The sequence below is a fragment of the Rhizobium sp. RU35A genome (assembly GCF_900156005.1).
GTDB classification, from domain to species: Bacteria; Pseudomonadota; Alphaproteobacteria; order Rhizobiales; family Rhizobiaceae; genus Neorhizobium; species Neorhizobium straminoryzae.
In genome coordinates, this window is record NZ_FTMR01000006.1 from 158,678 (window position 1) to 181,742 (window position 23,065).

Sequence of the window (23,065 nt, forward strand, 5' to 3'; positions counted from 1 at the left end):
GCGGCCCCCGTCAATCCGGCGAGCGCGGCGGGTTCTCAAGCCCGCCCATGCGGCAGATCTCGAAATACTCTTCCTCCGTCACCGGCTGTACGGAGAGCCGCATGGAGGTGACGAGCGACATCTTTTCGAGCTTCGGGTTCGCCTTCACATCCTTCAGCGAAACGGGCTTCGGCATGTCACAGACAGCGCGGATATCCACGCAGTCCCAGCGCAGGTCACCTTCTGCCGTCGAATCCGGATGCGAAAGCGCGCAGACCTCGGTGATGCCGACGATCTCCAGCCCCTCGTTGGAGTGGTAGAAGAAGCCCTTGTCGCCGATCTTCATGGCCCGCATGTTATTGCGCGCCAGATAGTTGCGGACACCCGTCCATTCCTCCCCGGTCTCGCCCTTGGCCTTCTGCATTGCCCAGGACCACTTGAAGGGTTCCGACTTGTAGAGCCAGTAGGATGCCATTTCAGCCTCACGCGCCCGGCTTGTTGAAGACCCAGTTGAAGGGCTTGACCTCGACGGAGGCAAACAGGCCGGCCTTGGCGTAAGGGTCGGCCTCGGCCAGCGCGCGGGCTTCCTCGATCGTGTCGGTCTCGACGATCACGAGGCTGCCATTCGGCTTGCCTTCGCTATCGAGAAAGGGGCCGGCCATTTTCAGGATGCCCTTGTCGTTCAGCGCATTCAGGTGGTCGAGATGGGCCGGGCGGGTTTCCATGCGCACATGCAGGTGATCCGGCTTGTCGGCGCAGACGAAGGCAAAGATGGCCATGGGTCGTGTCTCCTTGGACTATTCCGTGGTGATGGGGCGGGTCATCAGCTGTTCCATCGCGGTCGCGACGTCAAGCCGGCCCTCGATGATGGCGGCGACGGCCGCCGTGATCGGCAGGTCCACCTGATGGCTCTGGCCAAGGCTTGCGGCAATGGCCGCCGTGAAGGCGCCTTCGACCAGCAGCCCACCCAGCGCATCGGCAGGCTCCCCCTGTCCGAGCCCGATACCGAAGCGCAGGTTGCGCGACTGATGGCTGGTTGCCGTCAACACCAGGTCGCCGAGGCCGGAGAGGCCGCGCACGGTTTCCGCCTGGCCGCCCATCGCAGACACCAGCCGCGACATTTCGGCCAGTCCACGCGAAATCAGCGCGGCGCGGGCGGAATCGCCAAGGCCGGCGCCTTCCACAATGCCGCAGGCAATCGCCAGCACGTTCTTCAAGGCGCCGCCGAGCTGGACGCCGATGCGATCCGTTGCGGCATAAAGCCGGAAGGTTCGACCGGACACCGCATGCGCGAGGCGCTCGGCCACCGCCGGATCGCCGGCAGCAATCGCCATCGCGGTCGGCAGGCCACGGGCGATATCGGCCGCAAAGCCGGGGCCGGACAGCACCGAAACCGGATGGCGCGGGAGCGCCTGCTCCAGAACGTCGGTCAGCAGACGGCCGGTGGAACGCTCGATGCCCTTGGCGCAGGTCACCACCAGTGCATCAGCATGCAGATAGGGGCCGTAATGGCGGGCCGCATCGCCCTGCGCCTGCGAGGGCATGGCAAACAGCACGATGCTTGCATCGTCAAGCGCATCCGGCTCGGTGGAAAAATCCAGAGCATCGGGCAGCGGAACGCCGGGCAGCGCCGCTTCATGCATCCGGTCATTGCGCAGATCCGACATCAGGGCCGGATCGCGGCCGAGCAGCGTGACGCCAGCCTTGCCCTCCAGCGCAATCACGGTGGCGAGCGCCGCGCCGAAGGCGCCGGCGCCGATCACCACGATCTTTTCGCGTTGGCCGTCCTGTGGTGCGCTCATGCCTTGGCTCCCCGTTTGCCGGATCCGATCCGCGCGGCCGCCTCTGCATCGAGCGGCCAGCGCGAGCGCGGCGCAACCGCCATCGGATCGTCTGGCAGGCCGGCGGCCATGCGCTCCAGCCCCGCCCAGGCGATCATCGCCGCATTGTCGGTGCAGAGCCGGATCGGCGGCGCGATGAAGGAAAAGCCGTGCGAGACGCAAAGCTCCTGCAGCGTGGCGCGCAGAACCAGGTTGGCGGCGACACCGCCGGCAACGACCAGCGCAGGCTTGTTTTCCTCGGGATAGCGCTCACGGAACCGGGCAAGACCGCGGCCGATGCGATCCTTCAGCGTGCGCGAAATGGCGCGCTGGAAGGAGGCGCAGATATCGGCAATATCCTGCTCCGTCAGCGGCTGGATGGCGGTTGCCGCCTGCCGCACGGCCGTCTTCAGGCCGGAGAAGGAGAAATCGAGGCGCGCCTCGCCGACCAGCGGACGCGGCAGATCAAAACGTTCGGGATCACCGGAGCGCGCCGCCTTCTCCACCGCCGGACCGCCGGGATAGGGCAGACCGAGCAGCTTGGCGGTCTTGTCGAAGGCCTCGCCGAGTGCATCATCGATGGTGGTGCCCCAGCGCTCGTAATCGCCCACGCCCTTGATCAGGACCAGTTGCGTGTGGCCGCCGGAGACGAGCAGCATCAGATAGGGAAAGGCAAGGCCATCGGTCAGCCGCGCCGTCAGCGCATGGCCTTCCAGATGGTTGACGGCATAGAGCGGCTTGCCAGCCGCCATGGCGATCGCCTTGCCGGTCATCAGGCCGACCAGCAGGCCGCCGATCAGGCCGGGACCGGCGGTCGCCGCCACGGCATCGATCTCCTGCAGGGAAACGCCGGCGCGGGTGAGCGCCTCGGTGACGAGGCCGTCCAGCGCCTCCACATGGGCGCGCGCGGCGATTTCCGGCACCACGCCGCCAAAGGCGCTGTGTTCCTCGAGCTGCGACAAAACGACGTCGGAGACGATTTCGCCACGGCCGTCCGCATGCCGCAAAACCACGGCCGCCGCGGTTTCGTCGCAGCTGGTTTCAATGCCAAGGATGCGCAGGGAAGAGGTCATGAAGCGTCAGGTTGAATTGCGATGCCCGCCAAAGCCGGTTACGAAGCTGACGGGTAACAATGGATGACGACAGATGCAAACAAAACCTTTCCGGATCGGCACGCGCGGCAGCCCGCTGGCACTGGCCCAGGCTTCTGAAACACGCGCCCGTCTGATGGCGGCGCATCAGCTTCAGGAAGAGATGTTCGAGATCGTGGTGCTCTCCACCAAGGGCGACCGCATCACAGACCGCGCGCTTTCGGAAGTGGGTGGCAAGGGTTTGTTCACGGAGGAACTGGAAGCCAAGCTTCTGACCGGCGAACTGGATTTTGCCGTGCATTCCTCCAAGGACATGCCGACCATGTTACCGGACGGGCTGGAGCTTTCGGCCTTCCTGCCGCGCGAGGATTTTCGCGATGCCTTCATCGGCCGCACCGCGCCGACGCTGTCCGCACTGCCGGATGGCGCGGTGGTGGGCTCCTCCTCGCTGCGTCGCCAGGCGCTGATCCGCCGCCGCCGGCCGGACATTTCCGTCATCACCTTTCGCGGGCTGGTGGAAACGCGGTTGCGCAAGCTGGAAGAAGGCCAGGTGGATGCGACGCTTCTGGCACTTGCCGGGCTGAACCGTCTCTCCATGACCGATGTCGTGACCGAACTGATGGATCCGGAAGAGTTTCCGCCGGCACCGGCGCAAGGGGCGATCTGCGTCGAAAGCCGGATCGGCGACCGCAGGGTGCTCGACCTGCTGGAAGCGATCAACGACCGGCCGACATTCGACGCGGTCAGCTGCGAGCGCGCCTTTCTGTCGGCGCTGGACGGAAGCTGTCGCACGCCGATCGCGGGCTATGCGGTCTGCGACGGCGATCACCTGACATTCTCCGGCCTGATCCTGACCCCGGACGGGCGCCAGGAACATGCAGTGCAGCTGGACGGCAGGCGCCGCGATGCGGTGGCTCTCGGCCACAAGGCCGGCACCACCGTGCGCATGGCCGCCGGCCCCGCCTTCTTCTCCGACTGGAGCTGACGGACCATGCGGGTGATCGTGACCCGGCCTTCGGCAAGTGCCGGACGCACGGCGGAAAAGCTCCGCCGTCTCGGGCACGAGCCAATCCTGCTGCCGGTCACGGAGCCGGTACATCACTCGCAGGCGATTGCCGCAGCGCTCACCACCCCGCATAGCAGCCTTGCGATCACCAGCGCCGAGGCGGTGCGGGCACTGATCGGCCTCGACCTGACCGCACATTACGACACACCGGTGTTTGCGGTCGGCGCGGCGACCGCCGAGGCGGCGCGGCAGGCCGGCTTCCACCATGTCGAGGCCGGAACCGGCACGGGCGAGGCGCTGGCAAGGCTGATCATTGACCGACAGGTGGGGAACCTTCTCTATCTGGCGGGCGATCCGCGCTCTCCCGCCTTCGAGGCCGGGCTTGCCCGGGCCGGCATCAAGGTGTCCACCGTCGTCGCCTATGCGATGCGGGAGGTGGCATGGGGTGCCGAGACTGTGGCGGCGCTCTCGCCGCTGCCCGAGGCCCTGCTTCTCTATTCGAAGGAAGCGGCCCGGCATGTCTTTCGCCGGCTAACACCCTGGCTGAACGAAAAGCGGGATCATGCTTTCCATGTTCTGTGCCTCAGCCCGCAGGTGGCCGAGGCCGTCCCGCAAAAAGACATGATCGAACTGCATGTCGCGGACCAGCCGGACGAGGACCAGCTTCTCCTTCTTCTTTCGTCGTGCGGGGGAACCAAAATCCGCTGAGCCTCTTTCCATCCGCCGTCCGGCTGACTAGGTTCGAACAAGACAGTCCAGAATGAGGTTGCCATGGTTTCCGACAAGCCGCCCCGCCGCTCCCGTTCGGGAAAGACACCGGTCACGATCGATCTGGCGGCCGAGGAGACAAAAGCTGCGGAACCGCCTGCTGTCGCCGAACCGGTGCGCAGCACCGATACGGATGCGGTGATCGAGACTGCGACCCCGGAAGACGCGCCAGCCCAGAGCACGCCCGCCGATGGACCTGCGGCCGCTCCTGATACCGCAGTCCTCCCCCCCTCCACAGATCATGGCGAGACGGCGACGAACGCCCCGGAGAACGACGATCGCGCCGCAGCGCCGGTGTCGCCGGCCGCAACGAGCAGTTCCGCACTCTGGACCACGTCCGCAAAGTCTGCGGAACCGCCGAACGAGACGGCCGCCGAGACGGCCGCACGTCCCTTCCCTGATCCTGCCGACGAACCACAGGCGCCGGACAGTACCCGGCCAGCCCCGAAGACCGTCGATCCGCTGACATCGCCCGCAAAGCCGGAAGCGGTCGCCGGCAACACGGTGGACGCCGATGCGCGACGGGAGATCCCGGCCGCCGCCGCCCCCGTTGTCACGCCGCCGGCCGCAGGGCCGAAAACCTCCGCCATGATCGCCTCGGGCATTCTCGGCGGCATCGTCGCGCTCGCGCTGGCCGGCAGCATGCAATATGCCGGTTATCTGCCAGGGCTCGATCCGCAGCAGCGCGGCGGCGCAAGTTCGGCGGCGCTGGAGGATCTGCGCCGCGAGGTCGCTTCCTTGCGCAGCGGCGGCTCCGGCGGACAGGACCTGACCGCCCGTGTCGCGGCGTTGGAAAAATCCTCCGGCAATACCGGGGCATCCGGCCAGATGACGGCTGCCTTGCAGCAGATGAAGAGCGATATCGACGGCCTGAAATCCGCGCTGCAGGCGCAGGGTGCCAGCGACGCGGAGCTGAACCGGCAGATGGATACCCTGGCGGCCAAGGTGAACCAGCCGGGTCGCGAACAGGCGGTCGCCCGCGCCCTCGCGGCCGCGGCGCTGAAGGCCGCCACGGAGCGCGGCGGCTCCTTCGAGGCGGAACTGGCGACCTATGCCGGCGTTGCCAAGGGCGACCCGGCGATCGAAGGCCTGCGTCCCTATGCCAGCAATGGCGTGCCGACCCGAACGGAGCTTTCTCGGCGCCTGCCGGCCGCCGCCAACGCCATTCTGGACGCCGCGCATCAGCCGGTGGAAGGCCAGTCGATCACCGAGCGGCTTCTCGCAAGCGCCATGCGCGTGGTGCGCGTGCGCCCCGTCGGCGAGGTGGAGGGCGAGACGGCGGAAGCGATCGTCGCCCGCATGGAGGAGCGCGTGAAGAACGGCGATCTGAAGGCCGCGTCTGCCGAATGGAGCAAGCTGCCGGAGACATCCCGCCAGGCATCCGCTCCCTTCAAGCAGGCGCTCGACGCGCGCATTGCCGTCGATGACCTGATGAACGGCACGCTGACGCGCGCCATGGCCAGCGCCGGCGCCAACGGCTGAGGAGAGCCCCGATGATCCGTCTTTTCCTGTTTGCCGTCGCAACGCTCGCTCTCGGCTGGGGCTTTTCCTGGCTTGCCGACCGGCCGGGCCTGATCACCATCACCTGGCAGAGCATGGAGATCGAAACCAGCCTGATGGTAGCGGCCACCGTTATCGTCGCGCTGGTGTTTGCCGTGATGTTCGTCTGGTGGCTGATCCAGACGATCTGGACCTCTCCGCATTCGGTGCGCCGCTTCTTTCGCGCCCGCAAGCGCGACCGCGGCTATCAGGCACTTTCGACCGGGCTGATCGCAGCGGGCGCCGGCAATGCGCTGCTGGCCCGCAAGATGAGCGCCCGGGCCCGTGGCCTGCTGCGGGCCGACCAGGAACCGCTGATCCAGCTGCTGGAGGCGCAGACGGCGCTGATCGAAGGCCGCCATGACGAGGCGCGCGAAAAATTCGAGAAGATGGCCGAGGATCCGGAAACGCGGGAACTGGGACTTCGCGGGCTCTACATGGAAGCGCGCCGCCTCGGCGCCAACGAAGCGGCCCGCCAATATGCCGAAACGGCGGTGGAGAACGCGCCCTACCTGCCCTGGGCCGCCGAAGCGACGCTGGAATATCGCTGTCAGGCGGGCCGCTGGGAAGATGCGATCCGCCTGCTCGACCAGCAGAAGATCGCCAATGTCATCGAACGCCGGCAGGCCGACCGCTGGAAGGCCGTACTTCTGACCGCACGCGCCACCGAGCGGCTGGAAGGCGACCCGAAGGGCGCCCGCGACGATGCGAAAGCTGCCCTGAAGCTCGCCAAGGATCTGGTGCCGGCCGGTATCATCGCGGCAAAAGCCTATCTGCGGGAAGACAATCTGCGCAAGGCGGCCGCCATCCTGGAAAACCTCTGGAAGATTGCCCCGCATCCGGAACTGTCGGAGGCCTATCTGCGGGCCCGCAGCGGCGACAGCGCCGCAGACCGCCTGAAGCGCGCCGAAAAGCTGGAGGCACTGAAGCCGAACAATCCGGATTCCCTGCTGGCGGTCGCCCAGGCGGCGCTCGATACCAAGGATTTCAGGCGCGCCCGCGAAAAGGCCGAGGCTGCATTGCGCATGGACCCGCGCGAAGCCACCTATCTTCTGCTCGCCGACATCGAGGAAAACGAGACCGGCGACCAGGGCCGCATCCGCCACTGGCTGAACCAGGCGCTGCGTGCGCCGCGCGATCCGGCCTGGGTGGCCGACGGCGTCGTGTCGGAACGCTGGCTGCCGCTGTCCCCCGTCACCGGGCGTCTCGATGCCTTCGAGTGGAAGCGTCCCTTCGGCCAGCTGGAGGGTCCGGTGGAGGAAGGCTCGCTCGCCGCCGACACCGCCATTGCCAGCCTGCCGCCGCTCTCGACATCGGACCTGCCGGCCGAGCCGCGCCTGTCGCCGGTGATCGATGCGGCTGCCACGGCAGAAACAGCGGCCGCCAGATCACCGACACTCTCCGTGGTCGCGCCGCGGGAGGCAACACCGGCCAAACCGGCAGCCGCGCCCGCCCCCGCGTCAACGACAAGGGAGGAGCCTTCCGCCCCCTTCAACGGTCGCCTGCCCGATGACCCCGGGGTCAAGGACAGGGACACCGTGAGCGAACCCGCGACGCGCCTGAAGCTGTTCTGAGACAAGAGATGTTCGACCGTATCCTCGACTTCATCCAGGAGATCACCGGCGACAGGCCGCATGGCGAGTTCGCGCCGGATGATCCGCGCGTCGCGTTCGTCGCCCTGTGCTTTCAGGTCATGGAAGCCGACGGCATGATCTCCGACCAGGAAAAGAGCCGCCTGCACGACCTGCTGCGCGAGCGTTACAATCTCGACAGCGTGCATCTGGAGCAACTGATCGAGGCCGGTCGCGAGGCCGGCTCCGAAGCGGTTGACTATTATCGCTTTACCTCCGATCTTAAACGACACCTCACGCCGGACGATGCCGTGGCGCTGGTGGGCGCCCTCTGGGATCTCGTCTATGCCGACGGCGAACGCAGCGAAATGGAAGATCACGTGATTTGGAGGATCGCCGATCTTCTGGGCGTTTCGGCCCGCGACCGGGTGATGGAGCGGCAAAAGGTGGCCGCGCGCACTGTGGGAGGCGATACGGGAGGAGACTGAGGATAGCCGGATGCTGATGAACCCGTCGCAACGCATGCAGAAAGACCCCGTTCTCGTCGTCCTCCACCAGGAACGTTCCTCGCCCGGCCGCGTGGGACAGATGCTTCTCGAGAAGGGGTTTCCCCTTGACGTCCGCCGCCCGGCGCTGGGCGATCCGCTTCCCAGGTCACTTGCCTGCCATTCCGGTGCGGTCATCTTCGGCGGCCCGATGAGCGCCAATGACCCGGAGCCCTTCGTCAAGACGGAGATCGACTGGATCTCCGTGCCACTCAAGGAAAACAAGCCCTATCTCGGCATCTGCCTCGGGGCACAGATGATGGTGAAGAACCTCGGCGGTCGCGTCGGCCCTGACAAGGAGGGAATGACCGAAATCGGCTGGTACCCTTTGCGGGCCACCGAACATGGTCGCCTCATCATGTCCTGGCCGCGGATGGTCTATCATTTTCACCGCGAAGGCTTCGACGTGCCGCGCGGCGTGGAACTGCTGGCGCAAGGCGATGCTTATCCGCATCAGGCGATCCGCTGTGGCGACAATGCCTGGGGCGTGCAGTTTCACGCGGAACTGACGCGCGCGATGATGCACAGCTGGGTGGTGCGGGGCGCGTCGCGCTTCGTGCTGCCTAATGCGCAGCAGGGACGCGAGCATCTGGAAGGCCGGATGATCTTCGATGCGCCGCTGAAGGCCTGGCTCTGGACCTTCCTCGACCTCGTCTTCCAGCGTCCGGTCTTCGAGGCTGAACGCGCCCGCAGCCGTCCGAAGCTGGAAGCGACGGCGCTATAAGCGTTGCAGGGCGTCTCCTGCCGGTGCCGGCGGGCGAAACAGCCGCACCGGTCGCTGCCCGGCACGGATCAGGGATTGGACGGCGCGTCGAGATTATCGATCTTGCGCAGCTTCGGGAAACCGAGCGCCCAGATGATGGCGACCGCCAGCGTGCCGAAGCCGCCGACGACGACGGCGGGCACCGCGCCGATCACATGCGCCATGGTGCCGGCGCGGAATTCGCCGAGCTCGTTGGAGGCGCCGACGAAAACCATGTTGACGGCGTTCACGCGACCGCGCACCTCGTCCGGCGTCCACAGCATGATCAGGCTTTCGCGGACATAGACCGAGATCATGTCGGAGGCGCCCATCAGCATCAGGGCTGCGATAGAGAGCCAGGCCGTCTGCGACAGGCCGAAGATCACCGTGCCGAGGCCGAACAGGGCGACACCGACGAACATGGCAACACCCGCATGCTTGCGGATCGGATAGGCCGCGAGCAACAGCGCCACCACGATTGCTCCGATGCCGGGTGCGGAGCGCAGCAGGCCGAGGCCCCAGGGACCGAGATCGAGCACATCGCGGGCAAAGACCGGCATCAGCGCGACCGCGCCGCCCAGCAGCACGGCAAACAGGTCGAGCGAGATGGCGCCCAGCACCACCTTCTCGCCCCAGATGAAGCGGAAGCCGGCAAGGATGGTGGACCAGCTCACGGCCTTGGAGGCAGCCCGCTGCGCCGGCTTCGGAATGCTGATGATGAGAAGTGCAGCCGCAAGCATGAAGAGGAGCGCGGTGGAATAGGCCGCGACCGCGCTTGCGCCATAAAGCAGGCCGCCCGCAACGGGGCCGAGAATGGAGGCCGTCTGCCAGGAGGAGGAGTTCCAGGCAATCGCGTTCGGCAGATCCTGTTCCGGCACCAGGTTCGGCGCCAGCGACTGGACCGCCGGCCCCATGAAGGCCCGCTCCACACCGAAGACAAGAAGGATACCGAACACCGGCCAGGGCGAGAAGCTGTGGGTCAGCGTCAGCGCCAGAAGGGCGCCCGTGCACAGGCTGCCGAGCAGAAGGCAGGCGGCCACGATGGCGCGGCGATTGTAGCGATCCGCAACAGAACCAGTGACAAGGATCAGGAGCAGCGAGGGCAAGAACTGGAACAGGCCGATCAGGCCGAGATACAGCGCATTTCCCGTCACGTCATACATCTGCCAGCCGACCGACACACTGACGATCTGGATGGCGAAGGCGGCGAGAAAGCGGCTGAAGAAGAAGCGCGCATAGGAACTGTGGCGGAAGGCGGCGAACCGGTCGCCGGAGGCGGGAATGGACATCAGGAGTCGCTTTCGACGCACCGCCTCAGCCGCGGTCGCCTGTTAAACATGATTTGCCATGGGCACTGCCAGGGCACTTGCCGCTTAGTTCGCCAATGTCTACATGTCTGTCAACTACAGATATGGAGTTCTGGATGATCGCGCTGTTTCAGACCATCGACCTGGCCTTGAACCTCTATACATGGGTGCTCATCGTCAGTGCCATCTTCTCCTGGCTGTATGCGTTCAACGTGATCAATTCGCACAACCAGGTGGTCAACTCCATCGGCACGATGCTGTATAATCTGACCGAGCCGGCGCTGCGGCCGATCCGCCGCGTCATGCCGGACCTCGGCGGCATCGACATTTCGCCGGTCATCCTGCTGCTGATCATCTTCTTCGTCCGCTCCCTGATGTGGACGACGATTGCGCCGCTCTTCATCCGGTGAGCCCGGCCAAGGCCTTTGCCGACCATCTGAGACTGGCCGTCCGCCTGACGCCGAACGCATCCCGCGACGGGATCGATGGGCTGGACACGACGGCGGATGGTGAGTGCTGGCTGAAGGCACGCGTTACCGCCGTGCCGGAAGACGGCAAGGCCAACAGGGCGCTGATCCAGCTGATGGCGAAGGCGCTGCGGCTTCCCAAATCCTCCATCGCCTTCATCTCCGGCGAAACGGCGCGCAAAAAAATCCTCCGGATCGAGGGCGACCCGGAGGATCTGATAAAAAAGCTCGATCAGCTGCTCGCGCGCTGATTACTTCTGGGCCTTGTAGCGCTCGATGGCTTCGACGATCAGCTTCTTGGCCACCGTCACATCCTGCCAGCCGCCGATCTTCACCCACTTGCCGGGCTCCAGATCCTTGTAGTGCTCGAAGAAGTGCTCGATCTGCTTCAGCGTGATTTCCGGCAGATCGGTGTAGTTGTGGATCTTGTCGTAACGCTGGGTCAGCTTCGGAACCGGCACGGCGAGAATCTTCTCGTCCTTGCCGCCATCGTCTTCCATGATCATGACGCCGATCGGGCGAACGGCGATGACGCAGCCCGGAACGAGCGGGCGGGTATTGCAGATGAGAACGTCGACGGGGTCGCCATCTTCCGAGAGCGTGTGCGGCACGAAGCCGTAATTGCCCGGATAGGTCATCGGCGTGTACAGGAAACGGTCAACGATCAGCGCGCCGGCTTCCTTGTCCATCTCGTACTTGATCGGATGGCCGCCGACCGGCACTTCCACGATGACGTTGACGTCGTCCGGCGGGTTCTTGCCGATCTTGATTGCATCAATACGCATGTTTTTCCCCGAAAGCGTTGGATGGTGACGCCTCGATACTGGGAAATTCCCTGCATTGCAACATGATGATCAAGAGGAAAGCCCGGGCGGGAAGCTGCCCGTGATCACTCTGCCAGAGGCGGTGTCGCACGCCGTGATCAGGGCCAGACGAAACCGATCTTGCGCAGACGCACGTCGGCGAAATCCTCCATGCCCTCGGCAAGATCCAGCCCGCCATGCCGGCGGAAGAAGCGGATGGCATGCTCGCTGTCTTCCAGACACCAGACCACAAGGCCATTGCAGCCGAGCGATTTCAGCAGACGCCGCGCCTCGCCGAACAGGCGTCGGCCAAGCCCGATGCCCTGGAATTCCGGGCGCAGATAGATCTCGTAGATCTCGCCATCCTGCGGCAGAGCGCGGGCGCGATTGAGGCCGATGGTGGCATAGCCGGCAATCGTGCCGGCGACATCGAGAACAAGCAGGGTGGCCGGGCCTCGGGCTGCCCGCCGCCACCAGGTCTCGCCGCGTCGCTCCAGCATCTCGGTCAGCGGGCGGTGCGGGATCAGGCCCGCATAGGCCTGGCGCCAGGCTTCGCGGTGAACCTCAGACACCGCGGCTGCATCCAGCGGTTCTGCCCGCCGCACCTCGATGGACAATGTCTTCATGACAACACTCTGAACCTGTCGCCGCCCCTTCCATCATTCCGCAAAGGAACGACGGTACGGCTCACGAACGTCATGCGTGGAACCGCAACTCGAAGTTAACGCTTTTTTAATCTGGCGAACAAGCCCGCCCGCAACGCGGCGCACACAAAAAAGCCCCGGATTTCCCCGGGGCTTTTTCAGTATCGATGGGCCGGATCAGGCGACGCGCGACTTTTCGAAGCGCTTGCGATCGTTCGGATCGAGATACATCTTGCGCAGGCGGATGGACTTCGGCGTGACTTCCATCAGTTCGTCGTCCTGGATCCAGGAAAGCGCGCGGTCGAGCGTCATGCGGATCGGCGGGGTCAGCTTCACGGCTTCATCCTTGCCGGCGGCGCGGATGTTGGTGAGCTGCTTGCCCTTGAGAACGTTGACTTCGAGATCGTTGTCGCGGGAGTGGATGCCGATGATCATGCCCTGATAGACCTTTTCACCCGGCTCGATGATCATCGGACCGCGATCTTCCAGGTTGAACATGGCATAGGCCACAGCCTCGCCCGAACCGTTGGACAGGAGAACACCGTTGTTGCGGCCGGCAATTGCGCCCTTGAACGGCTGGTAGCTGTGGAAGAGGCGGTTCATGATGGCGGTGCCGCGCGTGTCGGTCAAAAGTTCCGACTGGTAACCGATCAGGCCACGGGTCGGCGCCAGGAACTTCAGGCGCACGCGGTTGCCACCGGAGGGGCGCAGTTCCGTCATCTCGGCCTTGCGCTCGGACATCTTCTGCACGACGACGCCGGAATGTTCTTCATCGACGTCGATGACGACTTCCTCGATCGGCTCCATGGTCTCGCCGGTCGTCTCGTCCTTGTGCATGACGACGCGCGGACGTGACACGGCAAGCTCAAAGCCTTCGCGGCGCATGGTTTCGATGAGAACGGCAAGCTGCAGTTCGCCACGGCCGGAGACGAAGAACGAATCCTTGCCTTCGGCTTCCTCGATCTTCAGCGCGACGTTGCCTTCGGCTTCCTTGAACAGACGGTCGCGGATGACGCGGCTCGTCACCTTGTCGCCTTCGGTGCCAGCGAGCGGGCTGTCGTTGACGATGAAGGACATGGTGACCGTCGGCGGATCGATCGGCTGGGCAGTCATGGCTTCGGTGACAGAGGGGTCGCAGAAGGTATCGGCAACGGTGCCCTTGGAGAGGCCGGCGATCGCAACGATGTCACCTGCATGCGCTTCATCGATCGCCGTGCGCTCGATGCCGCGGAAGGCGAGGATCTTGGAAATACGGCCGGTTTCGATGGTCTTGCCGTCCTGGCCGAGAACCTTGACCGACTGGTTCGGCTTGATCGAACCGGAGGCGATGCGGCCGGTGATGATGCGACCGAGGAAGTTGTTGGCTTCCAGGATCGTGCCGATCATGCGGAACGGGCCTTCTTCGACCGTCGGCTCCGGCACGTGCTTGAGCACGAGATCGAGAAGCGGGGCGAGACCCTCTTCCTTCGGACCTTCCGGGCTGACATTCATCCAGCCATCGCGACCCGAACCGTAGAGGATCGGGAAATCAAGCTGCTCGTCGGTGGCATCGAGGTTGGCGAACAGGTCGAAGACCTCGTTGATCACTTCCTCATGACGGCCGTCCGGACGGTCGATCTTGTTGATCGCGACAATCGGGCGAAGGCCGACCTTCAGCGCCTTCGAAACCACGAACTTGGTCTGCGGCATCGGGCCTTCGGAGCTGTCGACCAGAACGATCGCGCCATCCACCATCGAGAGGATACGCTCGACTTCGCCGCCGAAATCGGCGTGGCCGGGGGTGTCGACGATGTTGATGCGGACACCCTTCCATTCCACCGAGGTCGCCTTGGCGAGAATGGTGATGCCGCGTTCCTTTTCGAGGTCGTTACTGTCCATCACGCGTTCTGCCACGCGCTGGTTTTCGCGGAACGAGCCGGACTGCTTCAGAAGCTCATCGACGAGGGTCGTTTTTCCATGGTCAACGTGCGCGATAATCGCGATGTTGCGAAGTGCCATCTTGGTTTCTCTGGGGCTGTGGCGCACACTGGGAGCATAACGCGCCAAATTTCGTTGGCGCGCTCATACCCTGTTTTTCGCATTTGCGAAAGGGGGAGGCTGAACGCACGGTTAAGGGCAGGGTTGCGGGCGCGATCATCCGCCCCCGCCCTGGTAGCGATCGAGGCAGAACCGCCAGAAGGCGGCAGCCACCACGACGGAAAGCGGGCCAGCCGCAAGCGCCGCCAGTTCCGCGGCGGAGGCGAGATAGGGCACGGGCCGGCCGAGCAGCACCGAAACCGGCACATAGGCCATGTAGCCGAGCGGAATGACGGAGAGCAGCGCGATCTGGAACGGGACCGCAAAGATGCTGGCCGGATAGCGCGACAGTTCCCAGAAATCGAAATAGATGCCGAACAGGTAGCGCGCCCGGCCAAGCACCATGGCGCAGGCGCCGATGATGGTGATCATCGAGGCGGTAATGAGCGCCGCGCTGATCAGCCCGCCCACGAAGAGCGCGAGCGTCGCGGGCGTCCAGACGATGGAGAGCTGCGGCAATGCCCAGACGATCAGCCCGGCGCCCAGCGCTATGTGACCGCCATATTCGATGTTGAAGCCGGAAAAGACGAGATAGGCCCAGGGGTTCAGTGGCCGGACCAGCAGCGTGTCGAACTCGCCGCCCAGCACGATCTCTTCCATGCGCCTCAGCTGCACCAGCGTGAAGCAGGCGCCCAGCGCATAGCCCAGCGTGTGGAAGCCGAGAAGCAGCGCCATCTGCGGCCAGGTCCAGCCGCCGATGTTCTCGAAGCGGGTGAGGATCAGCCAGATCTGCGTGAAAACGCCGGCATAGCCGAAGGCCTGCGCCACCCAGGCAATGACCAGGCTGGCGCGGAATTCCAGCCGGGTGCGCACCCTGAGCCGGACGAGATAGAGGAGCAGCGACAGCGTTTCGCGCATCCCTCAGCCTCCCTGCACCACGACCTGACCGCAGGCCCGCGACCAGACGAAGGCGACGCAGGCGCCGAGCGCCACCGTCCAGCCGCAGCCGGCGGCGAGCGAGAGTGCCGAGGCGGCCAGATCGCGCTCGCCGAGATAGACCGCCATCGGCTGATAGGTGATCCAGGAAAAGGGCAGCGCATGCGCGACCTCGGCCAACCCTTTCGGGAAGAACCAGATCGGCACCAGCCCGCCGGAGAGCACGGCCAGCAGGCCGCGCATGAACCATTCGAGCGAATGGGCATCGAAGACCCAGAAGGAAAACAGGCCAATCAGGATACCGGTCAGCATCAGGATCGCGAGCGACACCACCACATGGCCGAGAAAGAACATTGCATGGCCAAGGCTTGCCGGCGGCTCGATGCCGTAGATGAGGCCCATGATGACGATGACCGGCAGGGAGACCAGCAGCCAGTCGAAGAGGCGCACGCCGAGTTGGTCGGCCAGCAGCATCAGCGGGTAACCGACCGGCCTCAGCAGCGAACTGCCGATCGCACCGGTGCGGATCGTCGCACCAACATCGCGCACGATCATCGTGGCATCCCAGCTCGACAGGATGGTGCCGCCGATCAGCGAATAGGTGATCATCTGCGATAGCGTGATGCCGTAGAGGGCCGGATGCGCGCCGAAGGCTGCCTGCCAGATGGAAATCCGGGCAAGAATTTCGACAAGGCTGCCGAGAATACGGAAGACATTGCGCGAGCGATACTCGGCCTGACGGCGGAAGGCGGCGCGGATCAGGGCAAGGAAGGCGCTCATGCCGCCCTCCCCGTCTCGATCCTTCTCTGGTAATGGGTGCGGATGATCTCCTCGATGCCGGGCTCGTGCAGGCGCACGTCGCGCAGATCGGCATCGGCCTGAAGAGCCGCCAGCAGTTCCACCAGCGAGCGACCGTCATCGTTCAGCAGGAAGCTGCGGAGGTGCCCCTCGCCGCCATCCGGCTCGGCGCCCGCCAGATGCACGAAGCCGGGTTCGCGGGAAAATTCCAGCACCAGCCGCCGGCGCGCGCCAAAGCGGGCGCGCAGATCAGCAACGGCTCCATCGAACAGCAGCTTGCCCTCGTCCACCATGATCAGGCGCGGGCAGATCTCCTCGATATCCTGCAGATCATGCGTGGTGAGGATGATGGTGGTGCCGCGCTCGCGGTTGATGCGGGAGAGAAACTTGCGCACCACATCCTTCGCCACCACGTCGAGGCCGATGGTCGGCTCGTCGAGAAAGAGGATCTTGGGATCGTGCATGAGCGCCATGGCGATCTCGGCGCGCATGCGCTGACCAAGGCTCAAGTGCCGCACGGGCCGCTCCAGGAAGGAGGCAAGCCCCATCATCTCGGTGAGATCGCCACGATTGCGGGCGAAGACCTCGGACGGCACGCGGTACATGCGCCGGTGCAGCTCGAAACTTTCCGAGAGCGGCAGCTCCCACCACAGCTGGGTGCGCTGACCGAACACCACGCCGATCTGGCGGGCATTCTCCACGCGGTTTGCCTGCGGATGACGGCCGAGCACCATCACTTTACCGGAAGACGGTGCGAGGATGCCGGTCAGCATCTTGATCATCGTCGATTTGCCGGCGCCGTTCGGGCCGAGATAGCCGACCGCCTCGCCCACCGCGATGGCAAAGGAGATGTCGTCGACCGCATTGACCGGCCGCGTGACCGGCGCAGCGAGATCGCGCAAGCTGCCCAGCAGGCCGGGCCGGCGCACCCGCTGGCGGAAGACCTTTGTGACATGCTCGGCGCTGATGATGGGGGCCATGGCGGGGTGTCCTTGAAAAGGAACTCCCCACTAGGAGAGTCGCATGAAGACTATGCGACACCCGCTCGTTTTGCCCGCGACTTCTTGTGATGGATCACATTCCGACCGGGAATGGCCCGTCACACCCTCAGCCGTCGCTGCCGGCCAGTTCCGCCATCACGGCAAGGCCCCGCTTCTTCAGCATGGCCTCCGGATCCGGCAGCTTGCCGCGGAAGGCAAGATAGGCCTCTTCGGGATCGATGGCGCCGCCGACCGAATAGATATTGTTCTTCAGCTTGCGCGCCATGACCGGATCGAAGGGATTGCCGCTCTCCTCGAAGGCTGCGAAGGCATCGGCATCCAGCACTTCCGACCACATGTAGGAATAGTAGCCGGCCGAGTAGCCGTCGCCGGAGAAGACGTGCTGGAAATGCGGTGTGGCGTGGCGCATGACGATGGAGGACGGCATGCCGATTTCCTCCAGCACCTCGGCCTGCACCGCCATCGGATCCTCCACCGGGCCACGGGTGTGGAAAGCCATGTCGACCAGCGCCGAGGAGGTGAACTCCACCGTGTTGAAGCCGGCATTGAAGGTGTGTGCCGCGAGAACCTTGTCGAGCAGCGCCTTCGGCATCGGCTCGCCGGTCTTTTCATGCACGGCATAGCGGGTCAGGATATCCGGCACCGTCAGCCAGTGTTCGTAAAGCTGCGAGGGCAGCTCGACGAAATCGCGCGACACGCCCGTGCCGGAGACCGAAGGATAGGTCACATCCGACAGCATGCCGTGCAGGCCGTGGCCGAATTCGTGGAACAGCGTGCGGGCATCATCCAGTGACAGCAGCGCCGGCTTGCCTTCGGCGGGCTTTGCGAAGTTGCAGACATTGTAGATGATCGGCAGTTCGCCTTCGGCGCCGTTCTTCAGCGTCAGGCGATGCTGGCTCTGGAAGGAACTCATCCAAGCGCCGGAGCGCTTGGAGGAGCGGGCAAAATAGTCGCCGAGGAACATGGCCTTCAGCGTACCATCCTGATCGCGCACCTCGAAGACCCTGACGTCAGGATGATAGGCAGGCACGCCCTTCACTTCCGTCAGCGTGACACCGAACAGGCGGTTTGCCACGTCGAAGCAGGCCTCGATGATCTTCTCCAGCTGCAGATAGGGCTTCAGCTCGGATTCGGAGAAATCGAACATCCGCTCACGCAGCTTTTCGGCATAGTGACGCCAGTCCCAGGGCTGTACGGGACCGTTGATCCCCTCCTCCGCCATCAGGCCGGCGAGCGACGCTTCCTCTTCGAGCGCCCGAGTGCGCGCCTTCGCCCAGACCTTCATCAGGAGGCCGTTCACATTGGCCGGCGTCTTGGCCATGGTGTCGTCCAGCTTGTAGGCGGCGAAATTGTCATAGCCGAGCAGTTGCGCCTTTTCGAAACGCAGGGTGAGCGTTTCCCGGACAATGCCGATATTGTCGGTCTCGCCGCCATTGGCGCCGCGCTTCACCCAGGCCGCAAAAGCCTGTTCGCGCAGGTCGCGGCGGCTGGAGAAGGTAAGGAAAGGCTCGATGATCGAGCGCGACAGGGTGACGGCATAGCTGCCCGCCGCCGCGCCGCGATCACGGGCGGCAGAGGCCATCGCATCGCGCAGGAAGCTCGGCAGGCCGGCAAGCTCCTCCTCGGCCGTCAGGATCAGCGACCAGTTCTTCTCGTCCGCCAGCACGTTCTGGCCGAAGCGTGCGCCAAGACCGGCCAGCGTCTCGTTGATCGTCGCCAGCCGCTCCTGCTGATCGCGGCTCAGTTTGGCGCCCGCGCGCACGAAACCCTTCCAGTGGCGTTCCAGCACCCGCGTCTGCTCCAGCGTGAGATCGAGCGCGTCGCGCTGTTCCCACAATGCGTCGACGCGGGCAAACAGCGCCTCGTTCATGGCGATCTGCGAATAATGGCGCGACATCTTCGGCGCGATCTCGCGCTCCAGCGCCTGGACCACCTCGTTGGTATGGGCGCCGGCGCGGTTCCAGAACAGGGCGGAAATGCGCGACAGCTCATCGCCGGCAATCTCCAGCGCGGTGATTGTGTTGTCGAAGGACGGCGCCTCGGGATTGCCGGAGATTGCAAGGATTTCAGCATCATGCAGCGAAAGCGCGGCATCGAAGGCGGCTGCGAAATCCTCATCCCGCACCAGATCGAATTGCGGAAGGCCGTTCCTGCCGCTCCAGTCCACGAGCGCCGGATTGATCTTCGAATGCACTGTCATGTCACTGTCCTCTAGAGCTGTTCTTTTCGTGTCCGCGCGATGCCGGATGATGGCACCGGCGCAAGGGTTCAACCATGGGCATACAAGAAATATTAGCTGATTATTGATAATTGACCGGTTGTACGCCTCGGTTATGTTCTGCAACCATATCCCATGAAGGTGGATACTGGCCGTGGAAATGAGTTCCCTGCACTGGTCCGGCAGCTTGCTTCATCGAGAGCATGCCCGCAATACCAGGATCGAAAAAGCCCTGTTCTCGCCAAGAGCGGAAACGCGACCCGTTTTCGAGCTGCAGGACATGCAGCGCCAGACACCGGACTTTTCCGCCATCTCTCCACGCCTTCTGCGCGAACTTGCCCTTCAGAAATATATCGCCGGCGACATCCCGCAAGACGTCTATATCGCACTCGCGCAGGAATTGCCGATGCAGGCGGTCAGTGCGTCCGGTGCGGTCGAGGATCTGTCCGACGTGACCGACGATACCGAGTTCGATTTCCGCCGCTACTTCCAGAACCAGAAGGTGCTGGCGACGACGCTGGGTGACGAGGACAAGGCCCAGACCTTCGAATCCGTCCTGGGCTTCCTGCGCACCTGAAGGACCACCTGTTTTCCACGGCAGCAAGACCGTGCAATGCGCATTGCCGCTTGCCTTGGGGACGAATAATCGTAAGGGTGCCTTATCAATCGGCACGGTAACATGCACCCCCAGACCCATCACGACAGTCTCGGCTTTCTCCTGACGGATGCCGCACGCCTGCTGCGCGGCGCCTTCGAGCGACGCATCGCCCAGGCGGGCCTCGGCGTCACGCCCGCAGAAGCCCGCACGCTTCTCAACATCCGGGCGCTTGGCGACTGCCGCCAGCTGGAGCTGGCCGCCCGCATGGGCATCGAGCCGATGACCGTTTGCACCTTTCTCGACAAGCTGCAGGGTTTGGGTCTGATCGACCGCCAGCCGGACCCCAACGATCGCAGGGCCAAACGTGTGACGCTGACGGCGGCCTGCGAACCTCTGATCGAAAGCCTGAGAGAAGAGCTGGATGCCCTTCTGCTGATGGCAACGGCAGGGATGACGCGCGCTGAAGCCGATGCGCTGAGCAGCGCGCTGGGGCAGATCAGCGCCAATCTGCAGGCCGATGCCCTGGCTCAGCCGGACCCCGCCACATGCTCCTGAGATCCGACATGTCAGGCGGACAGCCACCCCGCATGAGCGAGGCCCGCGTGACCTTCCTCGGCGCGCTGCTGACGACGCTCGGCCCGATCTCGATGGCGATCTACACCCCTGCCATGCCGCAGCTGGTGCATGCCTTCGGCACCACCGAAGCGGCGATCAAGATGAGCCTGTCGATGTTCTTCGGCGGCTTCGCGCTGGCGCAACTGGTTGCCGGCCCGCTTTCGGATGCGCTGGGCCGCAAGGTGGCAACGCTGATCTTCATCGCCATCTACCTTGTCGGCTCCGCCATGGCGGCGCTCGCGCCGACGGTTGAGGTCATCCTCGCGGCCCGCCTGATCCAGGGTATCGGCGCCTCGGTCGGTGTCGTCGTGGGACGCGCCATCGTGCGTGATCTCTATGTGGGCGCCGAGGCCTCGCGGATTCTCAACACGATCGGCATCTTCCTGGCGGTCGGCCCCGCCATGGGACCGACGCTCGGCGGGCTGACATTGGCCGCGTTCGGCTGGCATGCCGTCTTCCTGCTGATGGTCGGTTTCGGCCTGCTGGCGGCAGCGAGTACGGTCTTTCTGATGCGGGAAACCATCATCCCTGATGTGCGCCGTCTGGAGCCGGCCCGGCTGATCCGCGCCTATGGCGAGGTGGCGCGAAACCGCCAGTTCCTGGCCGCTGCGATCGTACTGTCCGGCTCGATCGGGGCGCTCTACACGCAATCGACCATGCTGCCCTTCGTGCTGATCAACCGCGTCGGGCTGACGCCGACGCAATTCGGCATCGGCATGCTGATGCAGTCCGGCTTCTACCTCATGGGCTCGCTGACGCTGAAGATGGTGGCAGCCCGCATTGGCGGACAGCGTGCCGCCGAGATCGGCATCGCGCTCTGCGGCACGGGCGGCGTGATCATGGCGCTGTCGGTGGCCCTGGTGCCGCCCTTCTTCCTGTCGATCATGGGGCCGGTCGCGATCTGCACCTTCGGCCTGGCCTTCCTGACACCGCATGTGGTGACGCAGAGCCTGGCGCCCTTTGCGCATGTGGCCGGCTCCGCCTCGGCGCTGACTGGGTTCCTGCAGATGAGTTCCGGCTTTCTGGGCGGCATCGCAGCCGCCGCCATCGGCGATCCGCTGACCGCCTTCGGCACCATCATCCCCTTCATGGAACTCTCGGCCGTCGCAGGCTTCCTCTGGCTGCAACACCTCTCCCGACGGGCATGAAAAAGCCCGCTCTCCCGAAAGAGAGCGGGCCAATCACGTGGGTGGCGATCCGGCTTACTTGCCGAGATTGCGCTTGGCGAGCGTACGCAGACGCAGAGCGTTCAGCTTGATGAAGCCGGCTGCATCCTTCTGGTCATAGGCGCCCTGGTCGTCCTCGAAGGTGACCAGCTGGTCGGAATAGAGCGACTTTGCCGATTCGCGGCCGATGACCATGACATTGCCCTTGTAGAGCTTCAGCGTCACTTCGCCCTCGACATGCTCCTGGCTCTTGTCGATCAGCGCCTGCAGCATCTCGCGCTCCGGCGAGAACCAGAATCCGTAATAGATGAGTTCCGCATAACGCGGCATCAGCTCATCCTTGAGGTGGGCAGCACCCCGATCGAGCGTGATCGATTCGATCGCACGATGGGCGGCGAGCAGGATGGTGCCGCCGGGTGTCTCGTAGACGCCGCGGCTCTTCATGCCGACGAAGCGGTTTTCCACGAGATCGAGGCGGCCGATGCCATTGTCACGGCCATAATTATTCAGTTCGGCAAGCAGCGTGGCCGGGCTCATGCGCACGCCGTTGATCGACACGGCATCGCCCTTTTCGAAGCCGACCTTGATGATCGTGGCCTTGTCGGGAGCAGCTTCCGGCGAAATGGTGCGCATATGCACGTATTCGGGAGCTTCCTTGCTCGGATCTTCCAGAACCTTGCCCTCGGAGGAGGAGTGCAGCAGGTTGGCGTCGACGGAGAACGGCGCTTCGCCCTTCTTGTCCTTGGCGACCGGGATCTGGTGCTGTTCGGCGAATGCCAGGAGGTCCGTGCGGCTCTTGAACGACCAGTCGCGCCAGGGGGCGATGATCTTGATGTCGGGGTTCAGCGCATAGGCCGAAAGCTCGAAGCGGACCTGGTCGTTGCCCTTGCCAGTCGCGCCGTGCGCGATGGCATCTGCGCCGGTCTTCTTCGCGATCTCGATCAGGTGCTTGGAGATCAGCGGACGGGCGATCGAGGTGCCGAGCAGATAGACGCCTTCATAGACGGCATTGGCACGGAACATCGGGAAGACGAAATCGCGCACGAATTCCTCGCGCACATCCTCGATGAAGATCTCCTTGATGCCGAGCATCTCGGCCTTCTTGCGCGCCGGCTCGAGTTCCTCGCCCTGGCCGAGATCGGCGGTGAAGGTGACGACTTCCGCGCCAAGCTCCGTCTGGAGCCACTTCAGGATGATGGAGGTGTCGAGGCCGCCGGAATAGGCCAGCACGACTTTCTTCACGTCTTTGGGGAGTGCCATGTCGATTGCGTTCCGTCTGGAGGGCAGGTCGCAGAACCTGCCGCTTTAAGTCTGGGATCGCGGCACTTTTAGCGAGTTTGCGGCGGGGTGCAAGGGCATGCGCAAGCCCAAACCGTCACAGATGCCGGCCGATGGTCTTGCGCTGGTGAAGGATGCGGATGACCCCATGGCACCA

Annotated in this window: 24 protein-coding genes; 11 read left to right on the plus strand and 13 right to left on the minus strand. The window is 64.5% G+C overall.

The window, feature by feature from the left end:
• Nucleotides 1-10: 10 nt before the first annotated feature.
• From F3H95_RS14955 to tsaD, 4 genes are read right to left on the minus strand one after another with little or no spacing between them, the layout of a single operon-like run.
• The gene (locus F3H95_RS14955; RefSeq protein WP_149746589.1) at nucleotides 11-454 is read right to left on the minus strand and encodes an EVE domain-containing protein; all 444 of its coding nucleotides are present in this window, start codon (nucleotides 452-454) and stop codon (nucleotides 11-13) included.
• A 7-nt stretch (nucleotides 455-461) separates the two neighbouring features.
• Entirely contained in the window at nucleotides 462-758 is a 297-nt protein-coding gene (locus F3H95_RS14960; RefSeq protein WP_149746590.1) for a YciI-like protein, read from the minus strand.
• A gap of 18 nt (nucleotides 759-776) precedes the next feature.
• On the minus strand, nucleotides 777-1,781 hold the full coding sequence (locus tag F3H95_RS14965; RefSeq protein WP_149746591.1) for an NAD(P)H-dependent glycerol-3-phosphate dehydrogenase: 1,005 nt from the start codon (nucleotides 1,779-1,781) through the stop codon (nucleotides 777-779).
• On the minus strand, nucleotides 1,778-2,872 hold the full coding sequence (tsaD, locus tag F3H95_RS14970) for a tRNA (adenosine(37)-N6)-threonylcarbamoyltransferase complex transferase subunit TsaD (protein ID WP_149746592.1): 1,095 nt from the start codon (nucleotides 2,870-2,872) through the stop codon (nucleotides 1,778-1,780). Before tsaD ends, F3H95_RS14965 begins: the two co-directional genes overlap by 4 nt.
• Before the next feature lie 73 nt (nucleotides 2,873-2,945).
• On the opposite strand from tsaD, the gene hemC reads away from it, so the two are divergent.
• The 6 genes from hemC (at nucleotide 2,946) to F3H95_RS15000 (ending at nucleotide 9,043) form a co-directional block, all read left to right on the plus strand.
• Nucleotides 2,946-3,875, plus strand: a complete 930-nt coding sequence (hemC, locus tag F3H95_RS14975; protein WP_149746593.1) for a hydroxymethylbilane synthase — start codon at nucleotides 2,946-2,948, stop codon at nucleotides 3,873-3,875.
• 6 nt (nucleotides 3,876-3,881) lie between these two features.
• Nucleotides 3,882-4,604, plus strand: a complete 723-nt coding sequence (locus F3H95_RS14980; RefSeq protein ID WP_149746594.1) for a uroporphyrinogen-III synthase — start codon at nucleotides 3,882-3,884, stop codon at nucleotides 4,602-4,604.
• Nucleotides 4,605-4,667: 63 nt separating this feature from the next.
• Nucleotides 4,668-6,146 (plus strand): hypothetical protein, encoded by a 1,479-nt coding sequence (locus F3H95_RS14985; protein WP_149746595.1) that lies wholly within the window; start codon nucleotides 4,668-4,670, stop codon nucleotides 6,144-6,146.
• 11 nt (nucleotides 6,147-6,157) lie between these two features.
• Nucleotides 6,158-7,777 (plus strand): heme biosynthesis protein HemY, encoded by a 1,620-nt coding sequence (locus F3H95_RS14990; RefSeq protein WP_149746596.1) that lies wholly within the window; start codon nucleotides 6,158-6,160, stop codon nucleotides 7,775-7,777.
• Nucleotides 7,778-7,785: 8 nt separating this feature from the next.
• Nucleotides 7,786-8,262 (plus strand): TerB family tellurite resistance protein, encoded by a 477-nt coding sequence (locus F3H95_RS14995; protein WP_149746597.1) that lies wholly within the window; start codon nucleotides 7,786-7,788, stop codon nucleotides 8,260-8,262.
• A 10-nt stretch (nucleotides 8,263-8,272) separates the two neighbouring features.
• Nucleotides 8,273-9,043: a glutamine amidotransferase gene (locus tag F3H95_RS15000; protein ID WP_149746598.1), complete on the plus strand. Its 771-nt coding sequence runs from the start codon at nucleotides 8,273-8,275 to the stop codon at nucleotides 9,041-9,043.
• A 68-nt stretch (nucleotides 9,044-9,111) separates the two neighbouring features.
• Here the strand turns inward: F3H95_RS15000 and F3H95_RS15005 are convergent, their stop codons facing one another.
• A complete protein-coding gene (locus F3H95_RS15005; protein WP_185969968.1) occupies nucleotides 9,112-10,350 on the minus strand; it encodes an MFS transporter in 1,239 nt (412 codons plus the stop codon).
• A 134-nt stretch (nucleotides 10,351-10,484) separates the two neighbouring features.
• Between F3H95_RS15005 and F3H95_RS15010 the strand changes: the two genes are divergently transcribed.
• Together F3H95_RS15010 and F3H95_RS15015 are read left to right on the plus strand one after the other, a co-directional pair.
• The gene (locus F3H95_RS15010) at nucleotides 10,485-10,778 is read left to right on the plus strand and encodes a YggT family protein (protein WP_143127567.1); all 294 of its coding nucleotides are present in this window, start codon (nucleotides 10,485-10,487) and stop codon (nucleotides 10,776-10,778) included.
• Entirely contained in the window at nucleotides 10,775-11,086 is a 312-nt protein-coding gene (locus F3H95_RS15015) for a DUF167 domain-containing protein (protein WP_149746719.1), read from the plus strand. Before F3H95_RS15010 ends, F3H95_RS15015 begins: the two co-directional genes overlap by 4 nt.
• Here F3H95_RS15015 and ppa read toward each other — a convergent pair whose 3' ends face one another.
• The 7 genes from ppa to F3H95_RS15050 all read right to left on the minus strand — a co-directional run bounded on the left by ppa (nucleotide 11,087) and on the right by F3H95_RS15050 (nucleotide 19,233).
• Nucleotides 11,087-11,620: an inorganic diphosphatase gene (gene ppa / locus F3H95_RS15020; protein WP_143127565.1), complete on the minus strand. Its 534-nt coding sequence runs from the start codon at nucleotides 11,618-11,620 to the stop codon at nucleotides 11,087-11,089.
• A gap of 137 nt (nucleotides 11,621-11,757) precedes the next feature.
• On the minus strand, nucleotides 11,758-12,264 hold the full coding sequence (locus F3H95_RS15025; protein ID WP_143127564.1) for a GNAT family N-acetyltransferase: 507 nt from the start codon (nucleotides 12,262-12,264) through the stop codon (nucleotides 11,758-11,760).
• 195 nt (nucleotides 12,265-12,459) lie between these two features.
• Nucleotides 12,460-14,280: a translational GTPase TypA gene (gene typA, locus F3H95_RS15030; protein ID WP_143126198.1), complete on the minus strand. Its 1,821-nt coding sequence runs from the start codon at nucleotides 14,278-14,280 to the stop codon at nucleotides 12,460-12,462.
• Between the two features lie 135 nt (nucleotides 14,281-14,415).
• Entirely contained in the window at nucleotides 14,416-15,216 is an 801-nt protein-coding gene (locus F3H95_RS15035; protein ID WP_149746599.1) for an ABC-2 family transporter protein, read from the minus strand.
• Between the two features lie 3 nt (nucleotides 15,217-15,219).
• The gene (locus F3H95_RS15040) at nucleotides 15,220-16,014 is read right to left on the minus strand and encodes an ABC-2 family transporter protein (RefSeq protein ID WP_149746600.1); all 795 of its coding nucleotides are present in this window, start codon (nucleotides 16,012-16,014) and stop codon (nucleotides 15,220-15,222) included.
• The gene (locus tag F3H95_RS15045) at nucleotides 16,011-17,012 is read right to left on the minus strand and encodes an ATP-binding cassette domain-containing protein (protein WP_149746601.1); all 1,002 of its coding nucleotides are present in this window, start codon (nucleotides 17,010-17,012) and stop codon (nucleotides 16,011-16,013) included. The genes F3H95_RS15040 and F3H95_RS15045 overlap by 4 nt, the downstream gene beginning before the upstream one ends.
• A 127-nt stretch (nucleotides 17,013-17,139) precedes the next feature.
• Nucleotides 17,140-19,233, minus strand: coding sequence for a M3 family metallopeptidase (locus tag F3H95_RS15050; protein ID WP_149746602.1), 2,094 nt, complete (start codon nucleotides 19,231-19,233; stop codon nucleotides 17,140-17,142).
• A 172-nt stretch (nucleotides 19,234-19,405) separates the two neighbouring features.
• On the opposite strand from F3H95_RS15050, the gene F3H95_RS15055 reads away from it, so the two are divergent.
• The 3 genes from F3H95_RS15055 to F3H95_RS15065 all read left to right on the plus strand — a co-directional run bounded on the left by F3H95_RS15055 (nucleotide 19,406) and on the right by F3H95_RS15065 (nucleotide 21,612).
• Entirely contained in the window at nucleotides 19,406-19,828 is a 423-nt protein-coding gene (locus F3H95_RS15055; protein ID WP_143126203.1) for a hypothetical protein, read from the plus strand.
• A gap of 102 nt (nucleotides 19,829-19,930) precedes the next feature.
• On the plus strand, nucleotides 19,931-20,404 hold the full coding sequence (locus F3H95_RS15060; RefSeq protein WP_149746603.1) for a MarR family transcriptional regulator: 474 nt from the start codon (nucleotides 19,931-19,933) through the stop codon (nucleotides 20,402-20,404).
• A gap of 32 nt (nucleotides 20,405-20,436) precedes the next feature.
• Entirely contained in the window at nucleotides 20,437-21,612 is a 1,176-nt protein-coding gene (locus F3H95_RS15065) for a multidrug effflux MFS transporter (RefSeq protein WP_185969879.1), read from the plus strand.
• Nucleotides 21,613-21,666: 54 nt separating this feature from the next.
• On the opposite strand, the gene F3H95_RS15070 is transcribed toward F3H95_RS15065, so the two are convergent.
• Nucleotides 21,667-22,890, minus strand: coding sequence for an argininosuccinate synthase (locus F3H95_RS15070; RefSeq protein ID WP_143126205.1), 1,224 nt, complete (start codon nucleotides 22,888-22,890; stop codon nucleotides 21,667-21,669).
• Between the last annotated feature and the right edge of the window lie 175 nt (nucleotides 22,891-23,065).